Raw genomic sequence first — 16,673 nt, 5'->3', positions numbered from 1 at the left:
TCCGGCGTAGCTCAGTGGTAGAGCAATCGGCTGTTAACCGATGGGTCGGGGGTTCAAATCCCTCCGCCGGAGCCAAAAAAATGGGCCCAATGGGCCCTATTTTTTTGGCTCCGGCGGAGGGATTTGAATCACTGAATTGCTGGCAGGTAGGCGCCGGGAATGCCAGCCCGGGGGGCTGTCCTTCCCGATCAGCGCCGCGCCAGCCATTCGTGCGGGAGGCCGCCCCAACCCGATGATACCTTCCCGGGGGCCACCCTTGGGTGCAGGGGGGCGGTGAATCCCGGATGATGGAATTCCGAGCCCGAATGAACGGGATCATGGTTTGCCGTCCAAACCGGCCCGGCAGCGCCTCCGGAGGCCGGGGTCCGTCGTCATCCGGCATGCCGCACGTGGACGTGCTGCACGGTTGCTGTCATTTTCTAGGTTCAAGGTCCTGATGTATTATTCAGGGAACTGTCTCAACCTAAAGGGAAGGGGTGGCGACATGGGCTTCGCTTCCAGGTTCATGCTTTGCACTTGCGTGCTTGCATCACTATCCTGCCAACCTGTTCACGTTGAAACCCGGAGCAGGCAGGACACCCATCCGGAGGCGCGGACATTCATGGTTGGAGACGACACCTGGGTGGAAATCAAGATCAACTCGTCCGGCGAGGCATCCCTGGTCTCCTTCGACGCGGGGACACCGGATTCGCTCCAGCATTCCGTTGAAGATCCCTATGACGTCCTCAGATGGAAAATCAAGGCCGGCAGGAAGGGCGCCCTTGCGACCCCGAACTACGTTGCGACCCTGACCTACAAGCAGTCCTCCAAGAAAATCGAGATCCAGCTCCGGTCCCAACTGGCAAATGCCTTGTCCGAAACCATGAGGGTCATCGTCCACCTTGTTCCCTTGTGATTTCCGGGGGACGCCTCCGGATCCTTCCAGGCCCGCGCGGAGGGATCAGGGCCTAAGGAGTCAGGCATACTGGAGTGAATTCCCGTTTCCCAGGTGGCCCATGCTGCGTCGATTCCTCCTCCATTCCCTGTCCGCGGCCCTGGTGGCGGCGGTCCCGGGCCAGCGCTGGCTGGACCACTTCAACCAGGACCTGCTCCCCTTCTGGAACGTGCCCGCGGCCTGGGGGACGCCCCGGGGGGACTTCCCGACGTTCCGGTGCAACGACGGCAACCTCTTCAATGCGGCCAGCCCCTGCCCCGAGATCGGCGACGCCCCGGGGTGGATCAAGGCCAGCGCCGGCATGGAGTTCACCCGCATGAAGTCCCGGCAGACCTACTTCTACGGGGCCGCCTATCACCTCACGGGGGACCCGGCCATGCTGGCGCTGGCCCGGGACGGGGTGCGGTTCCTGCGGACGAAGGCCCTGGACAGGGCCACGGGCAGCGCGGTGACGTACTGGGAGAAGGGCGTTCCGGGCCCCGCGACGCTGGAGCGCACCACCCAGGACCTGGCCTATGCGGAGCTGGGCATGGCGATGTACTACTACCTCACCCGCGACCCCGAGGTGCTGGCCGACATCGTGCGCCTCAAGGACCACATCTTCGGCCAGTACTGGGACAAGGACTGGGGGATGCTCCGCTGGGCCGCCAAGGGCCCCAGGGAGGAGACCGGCCGCCAGGAGCTGGTGGCGCAGCTGGACCAGGTGAACGCCTACATGCTGCTCCTGACCCCCATCCTGCCCGAACCCCTGCGCACCCAGTGGAAGGGCGACCTGGTCAAGCTGGCCCGGGTGATGGTGGACAAGTATCACGCCCCCGGGCGGCACCTCTTCTGGGGCACGCTCCACGAACCCAAGGCCCTGGGCACCCGCCACACCGACTTCGGGCACACCGCCAAGGCCCTGTGGATGATCGGCCGCATCGGCCGGCTCGCCGGGGACGAGGCCCTGGTGCGCTTCGCCGACACCGAGGGCGCCGCCGTCCTGGGCATGGCCCTCCTCCCGGACGGCACCTGGGGCTCCAAGCTCCGGCGGGACGGCACCGTCGAGGCCTCCAAGGAGTGGTGGATCTACGCGGAGCTGGACCAGCTGGCCGGGACCCTGGCCCTGACGGACCGGACCTGGGCCAAGAGCCTGGACTCGACCGCCGCGTTCTGGCTCACCTCGATGGTCGACCACAAGCGCCACGAGGTGTGGGGCTGGGCGGGGCCCAAGGGCGAGACCTACGAGGATTCCCCGAAGATCCACCAATGGAAGAACGGCTACCACTCCGCCGAGCACGCCCTGGTGGGCTACGTCACCTGCCGCGCCCTGGAGGACAAGCCCGCGACCCTGTACTTCGCCCTCCCGGACCCCAAGGCCCAGGTGGACCCCTACTTCTTCACCGGGAAGGCCGGGGAGAGGCGGATCTCGCCCCTGCCGGGCTTCCCGGGCCTTTGCAAGGTCGAGGTGGGCTTCACGGGAATCCGCTAGGTCCTGAACTGCCGCGCCAGGGCCGCGAGGCCTTCGGCGGTGTGGGCCAGCTCGTCCGAATGGGTGCTGATCGTCTCCACCGTGCTGGACAGCTGGACGCTGGCGCTGGCGTTCTCGGTGGCCTTGGCGGCGCTGCGCTCCACCTGGGCGGCCACCTCGGCGCTGGCGGTGGACTGCTCCTCGGCGGAGGCGCTGATTTCCATGGCCATGGAGGTCACCTGGCCGATGTGCTCCCGGATGTCCCCCAGGGCGTCCACCGCGCCCTGCACGGTGGTGCGGCCCTGCGTCACGGCCTCGTTGCTCACCTCGATGAGGCTGGCGATTTCCCGGGCGGACTGGGCGCTGCGCTCGGCGAGCTTGCGCACCTCCTCGGCCACCACCGCGAAGCCCTTGCCCAGGGACCCGGCCTTGGCGGCCTCGATGGCGGCGTTGAGGGACAGGAGGTTGGTCTGGCGGGCGATCTCCTGGATCACGCGCACGGCGTGGACGACCTTGGTGGTGGCGTCCTCCACCTGGGCCATGGCGGCCATGGCCGCTTCGCCGGACCGGTCCCCGGCCTCGGTGGCCGTGACGGCCTCCACGGCCTGGCGCTGGCTGGCCTTCACGTTGGATGCCACTTCCTGGATGGAGGCGGACAGCTCGGTCATGGCCGAGGCCATGCGCTCCACGGAGATGCGCTCCTCCTCGGCGTTGCGGGCCAGTTCGCGGCTGGTGGCGGCGATCTGATGGGTGGCGGCCGAGAAGTTCTCGGCCGTCTCGGTGACCCGCGTGCCGTCGAAGCGGATGCGGTTGACCATGCCCTTGAGGTTGGACTGCATGGTGCGCAGGCGGGCCAGGAGGCTGGTGGTGTCCCCGGGGGGCGTGTCGATCTCCACGCGCAGGTCCCCGAGGGCGATCTGCTGGACGACCCCGATGGCCGTCTCGGGCTCGCCGCCCAGCTGGAGGCGCTGGGCCCGCAGGAGGAGGGCCAGGATGGCCACCCCCGCCAGGATTGCCGCGAGGCCGCCCAGCCCCAGGAGCCAGACGCCGCTGTCGGCCAGGGCGCCGATCTCCGCGAGGCCCTTCACCGCCGCGTTGCTCTCCTGGATCCCCTTGACCCCGGCGCCGACCTTCAGGAAGGTGGCGATGTCCAGGGCCGTGACCACGGCCACGATCCCGAGGAGGGCCGCGAACCCCGCTCGCATGCGCGAGCGCGAGGTCCAGGAGCGCAGGGGCATCCAGGGCTGGACCGTGGCCTCGGCCAGGGACTTGCCCGCGTTGAGGAGCTCGTACATCCGCTCCGCCTCGCGGATCTGGGCCTTGGACGGCCGACTCCGGATGGAGACGTAGCCCGCCACCTGCCCGCGGTCCATCACCGGGGTCACATTGGCGTCCACCCAGTAGAAGTCTCCGTTCTTGCAGCGGTTCTTCACGATGCCGAACCAGGGCTTGCCGGCCTTGGCCGTGGCCCACAGATCGGCGAAGGCCGCCGCCGGCATGAAGGGATGGCGCACGAGGTTGTGGGGCTGGCCCATCAGCTCCTCGACGGTGAACCCGCTCATGCGGACGAACTCGTCGTTCACGAAGGTGATCCGGCCCTGCGGGTCCGTCATGGAGACGATGAACGCGCCTTCCTTGAGGTGGTGTTCGACCGCGGTGACCGGTTGGTTGTTGCGCATGGGCGGACCTTCAGGAGGGCGGGTTGGAATGATTCACTGATTAAATTATTGCAAAAATTAAAGTAAGGAGGTTGCAAAAATTCGGTAAAGGCGCCGCGGAAGCAGAATGGAGGGTTTCCCAGTCATTATTAAATAATTAATACACATGGGCTTCGACCCTTCGGCCGCCAGCTATGCATTCTCCCGGCAGGCCGCGACGTAATGCCCCAGCACCCGCCGAACGGCATGCAGGACGATGGCTCGTCCGTTGGGCTCCAACTCGCCGTCCAGGACCGAGTCCAGGGCCATGGGCAGGTGCCGGCTCAGGAGCTGGCTCGGGAGCGGGCCCGCGGTGGCGGCCAAGAGGCGCTCGACCTCCTCCTCCACCTCCGGGTCGGTCCAGTAATAGCGGGACCGGTCCCGGTAGCTGAAAAGCCGGGTATAGGACCGGTCCGGACCGTGGTGGTGGTCCTTCCAGTGCGCGGGATCCTTGCGCATGGCACGGTCCAGGACCACCCGGAGCTCGATCGCGGGCCCCGACCCGCGCAGTTCCCGGGCCACGTCCTCCAGGGAGAAGAGGGCCTCCCGGAAGGCGAAGGTCAGCCAGGGACCGACCTTGAGGATCCCCGCCCCGTCCTGCACCAGGTCCCGCAGGACGCCGGGATGCTGGAAGTCGGTGGCGTGGGCCTCGAACATCCCGGGCCTGCGGCCCGCGATGGCCTTGGCCAGGGGCCGGGCCTTCTTGCGGTCATAGGGGTGCACCGCGGTCTCGCTGAACGCGACGCCGGGCTGGACCACCAGGGCGACGACCCGCTCCCAGGCGGAAGCCGCCCCCTCCCTGGCCAGGGCTTCCTGGAAGAGGTCCAGGGAACGGTGGACATCCTGGGCCGGGGTGACCCGCGGCCCGGACTCCGGGGAGGCGTCCAGCCCCAGCACGTACACCGGCGGGTGGCCTTCGGGGCGCACCTGCCAGGTCTGCTCGGCCAGCAGGCAGAGCGACGCGGCCCGCCGGGCGGCGGTCTCGGGGGAAACCACCGGCCCGTCCCCGGCGCAGGCCACCGCGGTGTCCAGGTGGAGCTTTCGGAACCCCGCCGCCACGCAGGCCTGCGCCAGGGCCCCGGCCTTGGCCATGGCCTGGGCGGCCGGCTGGAGGCGCCAGGGGCCCGGCCCCAGCCGGTCGCCGCCGAGGATGAGGCGGGAGGCTTCGAGGCCGGCTTCGGCGGCCAGGCCGAGGACCAGGGCCCGGAAGTCCTCCGGGGTCATCCCCGAGTAGCCTCCCAGCTGGTTCACCTGGTTGCCGGAAGCCTCCACAAGGAGCGGCCCCCCGGCGGCCAGGGCTTCATCCATGGCAGCCCGCAGCACCAGAGGGTGGGCGGAGCACACGGCCGTGATGGCCCGGGATCGGCCCTTCCGCCGGCTGTCGCAAAGTTCCAGAAGCCGCTCAGGCATGCAACCCTCGAGCCCGGACCGGCATGTCCAAAGGGAATTCCATCAGGTGATTCCTCAACTACAAGATTACCTTTGGTTATCGGCGGCGTCCCCGGGAAAGTTGCCTGCCCCGGCCCATCCGTGGCTAGAATTCCAGCATGACGCCGAACCCAGCCGAACCAACGAACGAAGCGGCTGTCATCCGCCGGATCCGGGGGTCCAGCTTCCCCATGAGCGTCGCGGCGGCGCGGACCACCCTGGGCGAGGACGCCTGGCGGGCCCTGCTCGCGGACCTCTCCCCCGGAGCCCGGGATCTGGCGGCCGCCCCACCCGCCTTCGAGACCTGGATCGACGCCGGTCTGGTGACCGAATGCTGGACCGCGTTCCGGCGGGCCGGCAACCTGGGCCCGGTGCCCGGCGCGCTGGGAGCGGAGACGCTGCGCGCCCGGCACCCCGGGGCTTTCCAGGGGCCTGCGGGGCTGGTGGAGGCCCTGCCGGGCTTCTGGCGCGGATCCGTGGAAGGGGGGGTGATAACGGTCGAGCTGACGAGCTCCCAGTCCGCGGTGGTGCGCATCTGGGCCGTTTGGCCGGTGCCCTGGTTTTTCGATCGCCACGTGCCGGCCTGGTTCACCCACGGCCTCCAGATCGCCGGCGCGCATGGCGCCGCCGTGCGGCACATCCCCCCAGCGGACCCCGGCGGCACCCTCCATGCGTACCACCTTCTCTGGAGTTGATTGGTGCACAATAATATGTTCAATTGTTTTTGATTAGCATTCATTCCCAGGCGTGGAGACACTAGAGCAGGCAACCGCTATCTTGCACAACCCGAGCAGGTCCCCAAGGAGCCTCTTTCGTGGCCTCTGTTCATCCAGATCCGGAACCGAATGAAATGCTCTTGAAAGATATGGAAGCCTCGGAACTCGTGGAGCACCTGGCGAAGGCCCGGACGGAAGTGGCCCAGCTCAAGGCGCAGCTGGAGGGGCTCCGGGACCAGGACCCGCTCACCGGACTGCCCAACCGTTTCCGCCTGGCGGACCGCACCGGCCAGGCCATCCTCATGGCCCACCGGCAGGGGAACATGGTGGCCGTGCTCTTCATCGAACTGGACCGCTTCAAGTCCATCAACCAGACGCTGGGCTTCGCGGATTCCGACGACCTCTGCCTGCAGCTCACCCGGCGCATCTCCGTCCTGCTCCGCCCCGGGGATACCCTGGCCCGGGTGGGCAGCGACCAGTTCGCCGTGCTGCTGCCCGAGGTGCGGGATCCCCTGGAGCCGCTGCGCATCGCCCAGGGCATCCTGGACGCCCTGTGCATCCCCTACCGCGTCTCCAAGCGCGAGGTGCGCCTCACCGCCAGCATCGGCATCAGCCTCTCGCCCCAGGACGGGGACAACGCCTCCACCCTCCAGAAGGAGGCGGAGAACGCCTGCAACCGCGCCAAGGGCAGCGGCGGCAACGCCATCCAGTGCACCACCCTCACCCTCAGCGAGGCCGCCTTCGAGCGCCAGCAGATGGACGCCTTCCTGGGCGAGAGCCTCGCCAAGAACGAGATGCGGATCTTCTACCAGCCGCAGTTCAACATGGAAGGCCACATCATCGGCATGGAGGCCCTCCTGCGCTGGCAGCACCCGGTGCTGGGCGCCGTGCCGCCCTCCAAGTTCATCCCCCTGGCCGAGGAGAACCTCTTCATCCACACCCTGGGCGAGTGGGCCCTGAACAACGCCTGCCGCCAGGCCGCGATCTGGCAGGCCCTGAGCCCCCGCCCCATCAAGCTGGCCGTGAACGTCTCGCCGGTGCAGCTGGCCTCGCCGCGCCTGGTCGACTACGTGGCCCGCACCCTGCGGGAGTCCAGGCTCAGCCATTCCTGCCTGGAGCTGGAGATCACCGAGAGCAGCCTGCTGAAGAACTCGGACCCCCGCCACACGCCGCTGCACGACCTCAAGGCCCTGGGCGTGCGCATCGGCCTGGACGACTTCGGCACCGGGTATTCGAGCCTCTCCTACCTGCAGCAGCTGCCCATCGACACCCTGAAGATCGACCAGGCCTTCGTGCGCAACATGCACCCGGACCGCCCCGGCGTCATCTCCTCCAATCCCATCGTGCAGACCATCGTGAACCTGGGCAACAACCTGGGGCTGAGCCTGGTGGCCGAGGGCGTGGAGACCCAGGCCCAGAAGGAGACCCTCCACGGCATGGGCTGCCACGCCTTCCAGGGCTACCTCATGGGCCGTCCCATGGAGGCCGCGGCCATGGGCATCCACCTGGAGACCCAGATCAACACGGCCTTCAATGCCCTGCTGGGCCCCCCGATGCAGGACCGGGCCGTCTAGAGGAAGAGCAGGAATCCGTTGATGAAGTAGAGGATTCCCACCGCGCCCACCGCCAGCCCCAGCCACCACACGGGCTGCTTCTTCAGCAGGGCCGCGATGGACGAGAGCAGGATGGAGATCTGCAGGTAGATGACGGCGATGCCGAAGGCCGCGGAATGCTTCTGGGCCTCCTCCCGCACCTTCTCGAGGCGCCGGGCCTCGGCCTGGATCGCGGCCTTCTCCTGGTCGTAGGCGGCCACCTTCTTCGCCCATTCCGACGCCTTCGACTTCAGGTCCGCGGCCCGCTCCCCGGAGGCGCCCGCGGCCTGCAGCTCCAGCTGCTGGACACTGATCTCGTAGAGGTTCGACTTCATGCTCTTGGCCTGGTAGAAGGCCCACTGGTCCGAGGCCTGGGCCTGGCTCATGACCGAGCGCGTGGAGTAGCCCCCGCCCTTGAAGGTGGCCATGGTGGCGCACACCGCCAGGATGACCGTGGTCAGGGCGAGGAAGTTCAGCCAGGGTTCCTTCTTTTCGTCAGCCATGGGGGTGATTTCAACGGAAGAGGGGGGGCCCCGTCAAGGCCTACCTGGGCAGGTGGAGGTCGTCGGCGCCGGTGAGCACGCACCCGGCGGGGATCCGGATCTGGGCGCCCAGGGTCACGGTGCCCTTGCCGCGAGGCTCCACCGGCAGGGTCCAGGCGCGAACCCCGGGCACGGAGGCTTCCCGGCTGGGGGTGGCCTCGGGCAGGGGCGTGATGCGGACCTTGTCGCTGGAGGCCCTGACCTCCCGGTCCAGGAGCTCCACCTGGACCGCCTCGGCGGTGTCGTTGGACACCTCCATGCGCTCCCGGAGCGTCCACTGGATGTCCTTGGTGAAGGTGCCCACGGCCTCCTTCAGGGCCTCCACCTGGCGCAGCTCAACCCGCACGCCCCGGTAGGGGCCGAACCCGAACTGGAAGGGCGCGCCGGGCAGCGGCATCTCCAGGGCGGTCTGGCCCACCCGCTGGGTCCCCGCGAAGTGCACCACCGCCGCGCCCGGGAAGAGCGGGATCCCCGCGGGCACCGGGAAGCGCGCCACCCGGTGGACCGTTGGGTCCAGGCGCGGCGTGGCCACCAGGGCCAGGGACGGTTCCTGCTCCCGGCCGAGGATGCGGAAGCGGTGGGCCTCGTTGTCCGCGGGGATGTCCTTGAGGCCCTCCAGGGCCCAGGTGGCCGCGATCCCCCGGGCCTCCTCCAGGGGCTGGGCCTCGGCGGCGTCCATGGTGAGATTGGCCGCGGCGACCTCCACCACCCCACGGGCAGGCGGGAGGTACAGGTTCTGGGCGATGCCGGGCGTGAGGCCGCCTTTGCTCTTCATCTGCCGCTCCGCCACCTGGAGGGCCGGGAGCACGGAATCGATGAGCCGGGGCCCGCCGTACTGGGCCAGGGCCAGGCTGCGCCCGCTGCGGGCATTGGTGATCTCCACCTGCACGCCCTTCCAGTCCTCCCCCGTCCCCTGGCGGATGGTGGCGAAGATCGCCAGCTCGAGCTTCCTGCCGTCGCCCGCGAGGCGGGCCTCGTACGTGGGCACCCAGCCCGCGCCGCGGATGCGGTAGGTGAACTCCACCTCCACCTCCCCGCCCCGGTCGGTGGCCACTTCCACGGTGGCCTGGGCGGGGCTGGAGGTGCGCTCCGCGGCGCGCTTTTGCAAGTCCTCGTCCAGGCGCCGGAATTCCTCCTTCACCTTCTCCAGTTCCCTCCGGCGCCGGCGCTCGCGGGTGAGGACCTCGCCGAAGCGGCCCTGGAGGCCCTTGCTCAGCTCCACCACCGCGGCCGCGCCCGGAAGGGCGCCGGTCATGCGGGCTGAGATCTCCTTGTCGTAGCCCGCCTGCAGCCCGGACAGGAAGGCCAGCTCCTTGGCGATGGATTCCCCTTCGGCCTCCAGGGCATCCTGCCGGTCGCGAACGCCTTCCCACTCGGCCTTCAGGGCCTTGTACTCGGCCGTCTCGGTGACCTTGCGTGGTTCGGCCCCGACGCTCAGGTCCCCCAGGCGCGAGCCCTGGGGCCCCCTGGCCGCGACCCGCACGTCGTCCAGCTCCAGGCCCTGGGGCAGGTCCTTGAGCAGGAGGCGGTGCACGCCGGCCCCCGCGAACTTCGCCTGGCCCACCCGGGTGACCCAGGCCTCGTCCGGGTGGAGCCGCACCTTGCGGATGGGCGCGGCCAGCCCCACGGGGGACTCGGCGGCCAGGGTGAGGGCAAGGCAGGGCAGCAGCCATTCGATTCGCATGGGCACCTCGGAATTTGACCAGTCTATCCCACCCCGGGGCCGGAATCGGGCAAAGTAGTTACAAGAACCGGGAGTCCCATGCGCCTGCCCATCCTGATCCTCTGCGCCCTGACGCTGCCCCTTGCCGCCGACGGCCTCGACGCCCTCAGGGCCCGCCTCCAGAAGCCCGCCGGCGCCGAGGCGCTCAAGGCCTCGGTGCAGCTCGAGAGCTGGAACCGCAGGGGCGACGAGAAGAAGCCCGTCATCAGCCAGGGCAGGGCCACCGCCTGGGCCGAGTGCGGCCCCCAGGGCATCCGGCTCTCCTGGGGCCGGGACCTCCTGGCCCAGGCCCTCCAGGAGGCCCGCCTCCGCACCGAGGACCCCGAGAAGACCACGCCCACCCGGGAGGCCATGGCCGGCCTGGACGCCCTCAGCCTCCAGAACTACTTCGATCCCGGCCCCCAGCTCCTCCAGGACCTGGACAAGGCCACCCTGCTCGAGGAGCGCCCCGACACCCTGGACGGGCGCGCCCTGAAGCTCCTCTCCCTGAAGCTGGAGCCCCGCATGGGCGCCCGGGACCGGAAGTACGTCAAGGAGCTGGACGCCACCGCGAAGGTCTGGGTGGACGCCGAGGGCCTCCCCGTGGCCGCCGAGACCCGGGTGAAGCTCCGCGGCAAGGCCCTCCTGGTGATCAGCTTCAGCTCCGAGCAGCACGACGCCTACCGCTTCGCGCGGGTCGGCGGCAGGCTGGTCACCGTCCACCACCTCCACGAGAGCAGCGGCTCCGGGGGCGGGGAGTCCGGCCAGTCGCGGCGGGTGACGACGCTGGCGTTCAGCGGGTCCTAGGAGCCTGTCTACGTAATAGGAGGCCCCGCGACGGCGCCCAGAAGCGTGATTATCGAGCGCAAGGCCCGCAGGAGGATTAGGTCAATCCTTCAAGGGACTTGCACACGATAAGCGCGCTTCTGGGCGCCGCCCTTCGGGTGATGGCAGCGGGGCCAGCAACTCTGCGTCAGGCTCGTCAACCGCAGTCCCGCTGCGGCTTTCCTCGCCTTCCTTGATTTGCTAGCCCCGGTGCCATCATCGCGGGGCCTCCTATTACGTAGACAGGCTCCTAGCTCCCCTGCGCAACGCCGGATCCGCCGCGAGGGCCGCCGCCATCCCCAGGGGCAGCGCCGCCATCAGGAGCAGCGCCGCCAGGGCGCCCAGGGTCAGGGCCAGGGACACCAGGTGCAGCACCGGCACGAAGAGCGCCACCGGGACCACCGCGCCGGCCAGGGCCAGCCAGGGCCGCCCGGTCAGGTCCGCCAGGACCAGGGACCCGAAGGCCGCCAGCAGCGGCACGGAGAACAGGAAAGCCGCCCCGGGCATCACCCGCGCCAGCGCGGCCAGGACCAGCAGGTTGAGGCCCATGGCGCCGATGAGGGCCGAGCGCCCCGTGCTCCTGCGGGCCAGCGCGTAGGCCGCCAGGGCCACCAGGAACAGGAGGACCCAGGTGATGGGCCGCTCCAGCGGCACGTTCGGCATGTAGGTGAACCGCCAGGGAATCCCGGTGACCCGCGAGGCCAGGAAGCTGGTGCCCGCCCCGGCGGCCAGGGCGGCCGCGGCCAGGCCCGTCCAGGCCAGGAACCATCCCGCGATGGACAGGATCCGCGCGCGGCCCCGGGCCAGGTTCCAGACCATCACCCCGTGGAAGCACAGGACCAGGAATACGCACAGGGCCCGGTCCCACCCCATGGGCCAGGACACCAGCACCCCGGGCAGGCACGGGAAGTAGACCATGTCCTCCCTGGAAGCGAAGGCGTCCTTCCCGGCCAGGGCGGGGTCCGCCGCGTAGGCCCTTACCATGGGCAGGATCTGTTCCCCGTAGTGCTGCAGGGAGGCCATGGAGACGTTGCCCGGGTTGTCCCGGGGGGTGTGGTAGAAGGAGAGGTCGTCGAGCACCGCGAAGTTCATCCCGGGCAGCCCCGCCCGGCTGAAGACCGTGAAGTCGGTGCCGTTGGGCATGCGCCGGTACACCTCGGGCGCGAAGGAGTACCCGAAGGGCCAGCGGGCCTTGCGGAAGAGGCGGATGGTCGCGAGGTTCCTCGGGCCCGTCTCGAACATCACGGCCGGCCCCCGCACGCCCCGGGCCTCGAGGTTGATGACCAGGTTCACGTCCCGGTAGAGACCGGGGTTGCGCTCCATCTCGGCGCGCGCGCCCAGGAGGCCGGATTCCTCGGCGTCGGTGAAGAGGAAGCGCACGCCGTTCTCCAGGGGCTCCGGGCTCCGGGCCAGGAGGCCCGCGATCTCCAGCATGGCCGCCACGCCCAGGCCGTCGTCGGCGGCGCCCAGGGACGCGGGCGCCGCGTCGTAGTGGGAGACCAGCAGCACCGAGGAGCCGCTGCGTCCCGGAATGCCGGCGGCGATGTTCTCGAGCGGGTAGCGGTGCCCGGAGCGGTCGGTGACCTCGGGGTGGCGCAGGGTCCCGGGCTTGAGCCCCAGGCCCTCCAGGCGCCCGCGGATGTAGTCCCGCACCGGGGCGAGGGAGGCCTGGTCCCGCACGGAGTGGGGCGCCCGGGCGAGGACGTCGAGGTGCGCCCGGGCCCGCAGGGCCGAAAAGCCCGGACCGGGCGGCGCGGGCGCGGGCAGGACCAGGACGGCCAGGCCCAGCAGGACGCCGGCGGCCAGCGCCCCCAGGGCGGCGAGGTGGCGCCTCACGGGAGCACCTCGACGGCGTCGCACCGCGCGTCCAGGTCGCCGGGATTCCCGGGCACCAGGTCCACGCCGCTGCGCTCGCGCACCTTGGCCAGCGTGGTGGCGTAGGACATCCAGGCCGCGGCCTCCAGGCCCTCCTCGTGGGGGATGATCCAGGCGCAGGCCCGGGTGGCGCCCGCGGGGGTGATCCAGATGACGGCCTTCCACAGGGCTTCGGGCACCGCGATCTCCCTGGCGCCGATGGTGGCGCCGCCGCCGAGCACCGGCCCGGTGTAGACCCAGATCTGCGCGGACCTCCCGGTCAGCCCCGGCCGGAACCCGCCGCCCGTGCGGGAGCCGCTCACGGCCTCCTCCAGGCGGGACCAGATGCCCCCGTTGTGCTTCTGGAGCTGGGGGACCATGTTGGCCATGGAGAAGGTCTCCCGGGCGGCGTCCCGGCCGAAGGCGTAGGCGATGGCCGCGAAGGGGGTCATGTGGCCCCGGCTGTAGCCCGACCCGGCGTAGTCGCGGGTGGTCACCCGCGCCTGGGTGGCCTCCTCCGTGAAGAACGGCATGCCCTTGCGCGCGACCGCCTCCGGCTCCCCCTGGGGCCCGGTCACGGTGTACACGCTCCAGAGGGGCACCTTGCCCTTTTCCGAATAGCCGACGGTGTAGGCCGTGTAGGCCACCACCGTCACGGGTTCCGGGCTCCGGGGCTGGACCCCCCCGAAGAAGACGTCCGCGGCGAAGGCGCCCAGGGCGGCCAGCATCAGAAGCGCGATGCGCAGAACTTTCACGGGTACTCCATCCGCCGGACGCCGGCGGTCGCAGGGCTGTAGAATTGGTTCCATGAAGGTTATCACGCAGTGGAACGCATGAGCCGGCCCCGCGAACTGGGTCCCGGCCCGATCTTCGCCATGGCCTGCGCGTGCGGGATCGCGGTGGCGAACATCTACTACAACCAGCCCATGCTCGGCCTCCTCCGCCGGACCTTCCCCGGGGGGATGGCGGTGAGCCTCATCCCCACCGTCACCCAGCTGGGCTACGCCGTGGGCCTCTTCTTCCTGGTGCCCCTGGGCGACCTCCTGGAAAGGCGGCGGCTGATCACGGTGCAGTTCATGGGACTGGTGCTCGCGACCCTCATGGCCGCCGCGGCCCCCAACGGCTGGGCCCTGGTGGGCGCCTCGCTCCTCATCGGGGTCGGTTCCACCGTCGCCCAGCAGATCCTCCCGGTGGCCGCGTCCCTGGCCTCCGACCACCGCCGGGGCGCGGTGGTGGGCGGCGTGATGAGCGGCCTGCTCACCGGCATCCTCCTGAGCCGGACCCTGTCGGGCTTCGTGGGGGCCCACTGGGGCTGGAGGTCGGTGTTCTGGCTCGCCGCCCCCATGGCCCTCGCCGGCGCCGCCATCATGCGGTTCCTGCCCCCAAGCCTTCCGGCGGCCTCCATGGGGTACGGCCGGCTCATGGGTTCGCTCCTCCACCTCTGGCGCGGGGAGCCTCGGCTGCGCCGCGCGGCGTCGACCCAGGCCCTGCTCTTCGCGGCCTTCAGCGCCTTCTGGACGACCCTGGCGCTGCACCTGGAGCAGCCCCCCTTCCTCCGGGGCGCGGGCCTGGCCGGGCTCTTCGGGGTGATCGGGGCGATCGGGATCCTCGCGGCCCCCCTCGCCGGGCGCATGGCGGACCGCCGGGGCCCGGGCCCCGTGGTGATGGCCGGCACCTGCGTGGTGCTGGCCGGGTGGCTGGTGCTGGTGGCCTGGAATTCCCTGGCGGGCATGGCGGTGGGGGTCGTGCTTTTGGATTTCGGCGTGCAGAGTGCCCTCATCGCCCACCAGCAGCTGGTCTTCGGGCTCCGGGCCGAGGCCCGCAACCGCCTGAACACCCTGTTCATGACCGGCATGTTCCTGGGCGGCAGCGTGGGCTCCAGCGGCGCGATGCTGGCGTGGAGGACCCTGGGCTGGACAGGCGTCGGCGCCTTCGGCGTCGCCCTGGGGCTGGCGGCGGCCTGCCTCCAGGTCCGCCCCATTCGTATGAATTCAAAATGAAAGCGTAGCCTTTTCATTTTGATCGCCGAACCCCTCAAGGCAGGGGGATTGTTTTTGTAAATATTTTACTTACAACAATTCAGATAGGCATGCGGGTTGCTCTGCTTTCCAGGGTTCATCAGGCTGGGCGGCAGGACCACCCCATCCGGCCGCGTCTCATCGGCTCCAATGCCCATGCGGGGCTCCCCTTCCTCCCTCCCACAGGTCCAGCCGCAATGAAGTCCATCCAAGGCACGCCCACGAACCCAACCCAAGGAGCCAGGATGCTTGATAGACGCAATTTCTACTCCATCGTTCCCCAGTATGGCAACCAGCCGGCCTTCCAGATCCGGAACCGCCGCGATGAGGAACGCCGCCGGCACCATGGCTTCGGCCGCATCCTGTTCATCGACCTGGCCGCGGCCTGGGGGCGGTTCATGGCCCGGCGCCAGAGGTGCCGGTTCAGAATTCAGCCACCAGCACCGCCCGCACGGGAGAACCGTCCCCGCCCTCGATCCTGAGCGGCAGCGCAACCAGGGTGTAGAGCCCCGGCGCCACGCCCTCCAGGCGCAGGCCCTCCAGGCACCGCATGCCGCATCCGAAGAGGGCGTGGTGGCTCTCCAGGGCGATGGAATCGAAGGGGTCCACCGAAGGCGTGTCGAGGCCCGCGAGCACGCAGCCCTGGTCCCGGAGGTTGTGGATCAGCTCCGGGGACAGGGCGTTGAAGGTCCCGGCGAACCGCTCGGGATCCGCGTAGGAATTCGTCCTGAACAGCACGCGCGGGGCCCGGACGGGGCCGGCCAGGTGCCGTGGGTGGATGCGCTCCCCGGGCGGCAGGGTCACCTCGATGACTTCGCAGGGCCCCAGGTAGGGGGCAAGATCCACGGCGTCCATGGCCTGGCCCCCCGGGAGGATGTGGCCGGGGGCGTCGGCGTGGGTGCCGGCGTGGAGGGTCGTGGTCATGGCGCTGCAATCGGCGGCGCCCCCGTCCTCCAGGCGCGCGAGGATCTCCCGGCTGAAGCCGACGTCCCCGGGCCAGACCGCGAGGCGCGGGGAGAGGACGGCGGTGATGTCGATGATCCGGGTCACGGGCGGGCTCCTGGGCTCCAGCCATTAGACCACCTCGGGCCAGGGGCGTGGAATCCTGGCATCCCCTGAGCGCGCCCATGGTCCTGGAAAGCAGGCCTGCGCCGATGGTGGCGATGCACGTGGGGGGACCGGGTGGAGGCCCTGCGGGAGGCCTTCCGGGAGGCCCTCGGCGCGGGGGGAGCCTGATATCATCCAGGGAATACCCCGGAGAGACCATGAGCGGAGCCTGGAGCTACATCCAGAATGGAGCCACGCAGGGCCCCGTGCCCCAGGAGGCCCTCCAGGACCTTCTGGCTTCGGGCAAGGTGGGCTGGGACGCCCTGGTCTGGCGCCAGGGACTCGCCGATTGGACCCAGGCGGGGGCCCTCCCCGAGCTGCGCGTGGTCCCGCCGCCGCCCCCCGCCCCTCCGGGAGCCCTGGCCCCTCCCCGGGAGGGCGGCGCCGTCCAGGCCGCCGTGGTGGACGCCCTGCGCGCCACCCGCCCCTGGGTGCGCTTCATGGGCGTCCTGGGCATCCTCGGCACGATCCTCCTCGTCGTGGTGGCCCTGGTTTTCCTGGGCATGACCCAGGGGCCCCTGCGCGGCATGCCTGCGGGGATGCGCGTGGTGCTGCCCGGCATCTACCTCGTGATGGCCGCGTTCCAGGTCCCGCCCGTGCTCTTCCTGAACCGCTACGCGAGCCGCATCACCGACCTGCTCCGGGACGGAAGCCCCGAGGCGCTGGCCGAGGCCCTGCGCGCCCAGAAATCCTTCTGGCGCTACGTGGGCATCATGACGCTGGTGGTCCTTTGCCTCTATGCCCTGGTGGCCGTGGTGGGCATCGGCGCGGCGGTCTTCATGGGCGGCATGCGCAGGTTCTGAGGCCG

At 69.9% G+C, this 16,673-nt stretch carries 14 protein-coding genes and 1 tRNA gene; 8 read left to right on the top strand and 7 right to left on the bottom strand.

The features are described 5' to 3' along the window. The 3 genes from ACZ5MC_RS04370 (at position 1) to ACZ5MC_RS04360 (ending at position 2,405) form a co-directional block, all read left to right on the top strand. Positions 1-75: transfer RNA gene (locus ACZ5MC_RS04370), tRNA-Asn, on the top strand. A 547-nt stretch (positions 76-622) separates the two neighbouring features. Next, a complete protein-coding gene (locus ACZ5MC_RS04365; protein WP_464517113.1) occupies positions 623-895 on the top strand; it encodes a hypothetical protein in 273 nt (90 codons plus the stop codon). Positions 896-995: 100 nt separating this feature from the next. Beyond that, positions 996-2,405, top strand: coding sequence for an AGE family epimerase/isomerase (locus ACZ5MC_RS04360; RefSeq protein WP_464517112.1), 1,410 nt, complete (start codon positions 996-998; stop codon positions 2,403-2,405). Here ACZ5MC_RS04360 and ACZ5MC_RS04355 read toward each other — a convergent pair. Together ACZ5MC_RS04355 and ACZ5MC_RS04350 are read right to left on the bottom strand one after the other, a co-directional pair. Then, a complete protein-coding gene (locus ACZ5MC_RS04355; protein ID WP_306599083.1) occupies positions 2,402-4,063 on the bottom strand; it encodes a methyl-accepting chemotaxis protein in 1,662 nt (553 codons plus the stop codon). The genes ACZ5MC_RS04360 and ACZ5MC_RS04355 overlap by 4 nt on opposite strands. A 171-nt stretch (positions 4,064-4,234) precedes the next feature. Further along, positions 4,235-5,491 (bottom strand): class II D-tagatose-bisphosphate aldolase non-catalytic subunit, encoded by a 1,257-nt coding sequence (locus ACZ5MC_RS04350; protein ID WP_306599082.1) that lies wholly within the window; start codon positions 5,489-5,491, stop codon positions 4,235-4,237. 209 nt (positions 5,492-5,700) lie between these two features. Here ACZ5MC_RS04350 and ACZ5MC_RS04345 point away from each other — a divergent pair, with 209 nt between their 5' ends. Next, on the top strand, positions 5,701-6,204 hold the full coding sequence (locus ACZ5MC_RS04345) for a hypothetical protein (RefSeq protein ID WP_464517111.1): 504 nt from the start codon (positions 5,701-5,703) through the stop codon (positions 6,202-6,204). Between the two features lie 155 nt (positions 6,205-6,359). Continuing rightward, a complete protein-coding gene (locus ACZ5MC_RS04340) occupies positions 6,360-7,799 on the top strand; it encodes a putative bifunctional diguanylate cyclase/phosphodiesterase (protein ID WP_306599079.1) in 1,440 nt (479 codons plus the stop codon). Here ACZ5MC_RS04340 and ACZ5MC_RS04335 read toward each other — a convergent pair. After that, positions 7,796-8,320 carry a DUF4337 domain-containing protein gene (locus ACZ5MC_RS04335; RefSeq protein ID WP_306599078.1) on the bottom strand — a complete coding sequence of 175 codons (525 nt, stop codon included), beginning with the start codon at positions 8,318-8,320 and terminating at the stop codon, positions 7,796-7,798. The two genes, ACZ5MC_RS04340 and ACZ5MC_RS04335, sit on opposite strands and share 4 nt — an antisense overlap. Positions 8,321-8,360: 40 nt before the next feature. Further along, complete coding sequence (locus tag ACZ5MC_RS04330; RefSeq protein WP_464517110.1) at positions 8,361-10,043, bottom strand: mucoidy inhibitor MuiA family protein; 1,683 nt, start codon at positions 10,041-10,043, stop codon at positions 8,361-8,363. Between the two features lie 78 nt (positions 10,044-10,121). Here ACZ5MC_RS04330 and ACZ5MC_RS04325 point away from each other — a divergent pair, with 78 nt between their 5' ends. Further along, entirely contained in the window at positions 10,122-10,868 is a 747-nt protein-coding gene (locus ACZ5MC_RS04325; protein WP_306599076.1) for a hypothetical protein, read from the top strand. 252 nt (positions 10,869-11,120) lie between these two features. Here ACZ5MC_RS04325 and ACZ5MC_RS04320 read toward each other — a convergent pair whose 3' ends face one another. Continuing rightward, a complete protein-coding gene (locus tag ACZ5MC_RS04320; RefSeq protein ID WP_464517109.1) occupies positions 11,121-12,722 on the bottom strand; it encodes a M28 family peptidase in 1,602 nt (533 codons plus the stop codon). Then, positions 12,719-13,495, bottom strand: a complete 777-nt coding sequence (locus ACZ5MC_RS04315; protein WP_464517108.1) for a DNA/RNA non-specific endonuclease — start codon at positions 13,493-13,495, stop codon at positions 12,719-12,721. Before ACZ5MC_RS04315 ends, ACZ5MC_RS04320 begins: the two co-directional genes overlap by 4 nt. A 78-nt stretch (positions 13,496-13,573) precedes the next feature. Between ACZ5MC_RS04315 and ACZ5MC_RS04310 the strand changes: the two genes are divergently transcribed. Continuing rightward, complete coding sequence (locus ACZ5MC_RS04310; RefSeq protein ID WP_464517107.1) at positions 13,574-14,740, top strand: MFS transporter; 1,167 nt, start codon at positions 13,574-13,576, stop codon at positions 14,738-14,740. Positions 14,741-15,181: 441 nt separating this feature from the next. On the opposite strand, the gene ACZ5MC_RS04305 is transcribed toward ACZ5MC_RS04310, so the two are convergent. Next, a complete protein-coding gene (locus ACZ5MC_RS04305; RefSeq protein WP_306599072.1) occupies positions 15,182-15,808 on the bottom strand; it encodes a cyclase family protein in 627 nt (208 codons plus the stop codon). A 215-nt stretch (positions 15,809-16,023) separates the two neighbouring features. Between ACZ5MC_RS04305 and ACZ5MC_RS04300 the strand changes: the two genes are divergently transcribed. Beyond that, complete coding sequence (locus tag ACZ5MC_RS04300; protein ID WP_464517106.1) at positions 16,024-16,668, top strand: DUF4339 domain-containing protein; 645 nt, start codon at positions 16,024-16,026, stop codon at positions 16,666-16,668. Positions 16,669-16,673: the final 5 nt, after the last annotated feature.

The sequence above is a fragment of the Mesoterricola sp. JemC181 genome (assembly GCF_055384585.1).
Note: the sequence above shows the minus strand (reverse complement) of the source record. Positions and strands in the feature narration are given on the sequence as shown.

Bases quoted from the DNA above. Each gene is read 5' to 3' on its own strand.
- ACZ5MC_RS04360 (WP_464517112.1), top strand. From the start codon at position 996: ATGCTGCGTCGATTCCTCCTCCATTCCCTGTCCGCGGCCCTGGTGGCG.
- ACZ5MC_RS04355 (WP_306599083.1), bottom strand. From the start codon at position 4,063: ATGCGCAACAACCAACCGGTCACCGCGGTCGAACACCACCTCAAGGAA.
- ACZ5MC_RS04350 (WP_306599082.1), bottom strand. From the start codon at position 5,491: ATGCCTGAGCGGCTTCTGGAACTTTGCGACAGCCGGCGGAAGGGCCGA.
- ACZ5MC_RS04345 (WP_464517111.1), top strand. From the start codon at position 5,701: ATGAGCGTCGCGGCGGCGCGGACCACCCTGGGCGAGGACGCCTGGCGG.
- ACZ5MC_RS04340 (WP_306599079.1), top strand. From the start codon at position 6,360: ATGCTCTTGAAAGATATGGAAGCCTCGGAACTCGTGGAGCACCTGGCG.
- ACZ5MC_RS04335 (WP_306599078.1), bottom strand. From the start codon at position 8,320: ATGGCTGACGAAAAGAAGGAACCCTGGCTGAACTTCCTCGCCCTGACC.
- ACZ5MC_RS04330 (WP_464517110.1), bottom strand. From the start codon at position 10,043: ATGCGAATCGAATGGCTGCTGCCCTGCCTTGCCCTCACCCTGGCCGCC.
- ACZ5MC_RS04325 (WP_306599076.1), top strand. From the start codon at position 10,122: ATGCGCCTGCCCATCCTGATCCTCTGCGCCCTGACGCTGCCCCTTGCC.
- ACZ5MC_RS04310 (WP_464517107.1), top strand. From the start codon at position 13,574: ATGAGCCGGCCCCGCGAACTGGGTCCCGGCCCGATCTTCGCCATGGCC.
- ACZ5MC_RS04300 (WP_464517106.1), top strand. From the start codon at position 16,024: ATGAGCGGAGCCTGGAGCTACATCCAGAATGGAGCCACGCAGGGCCCC.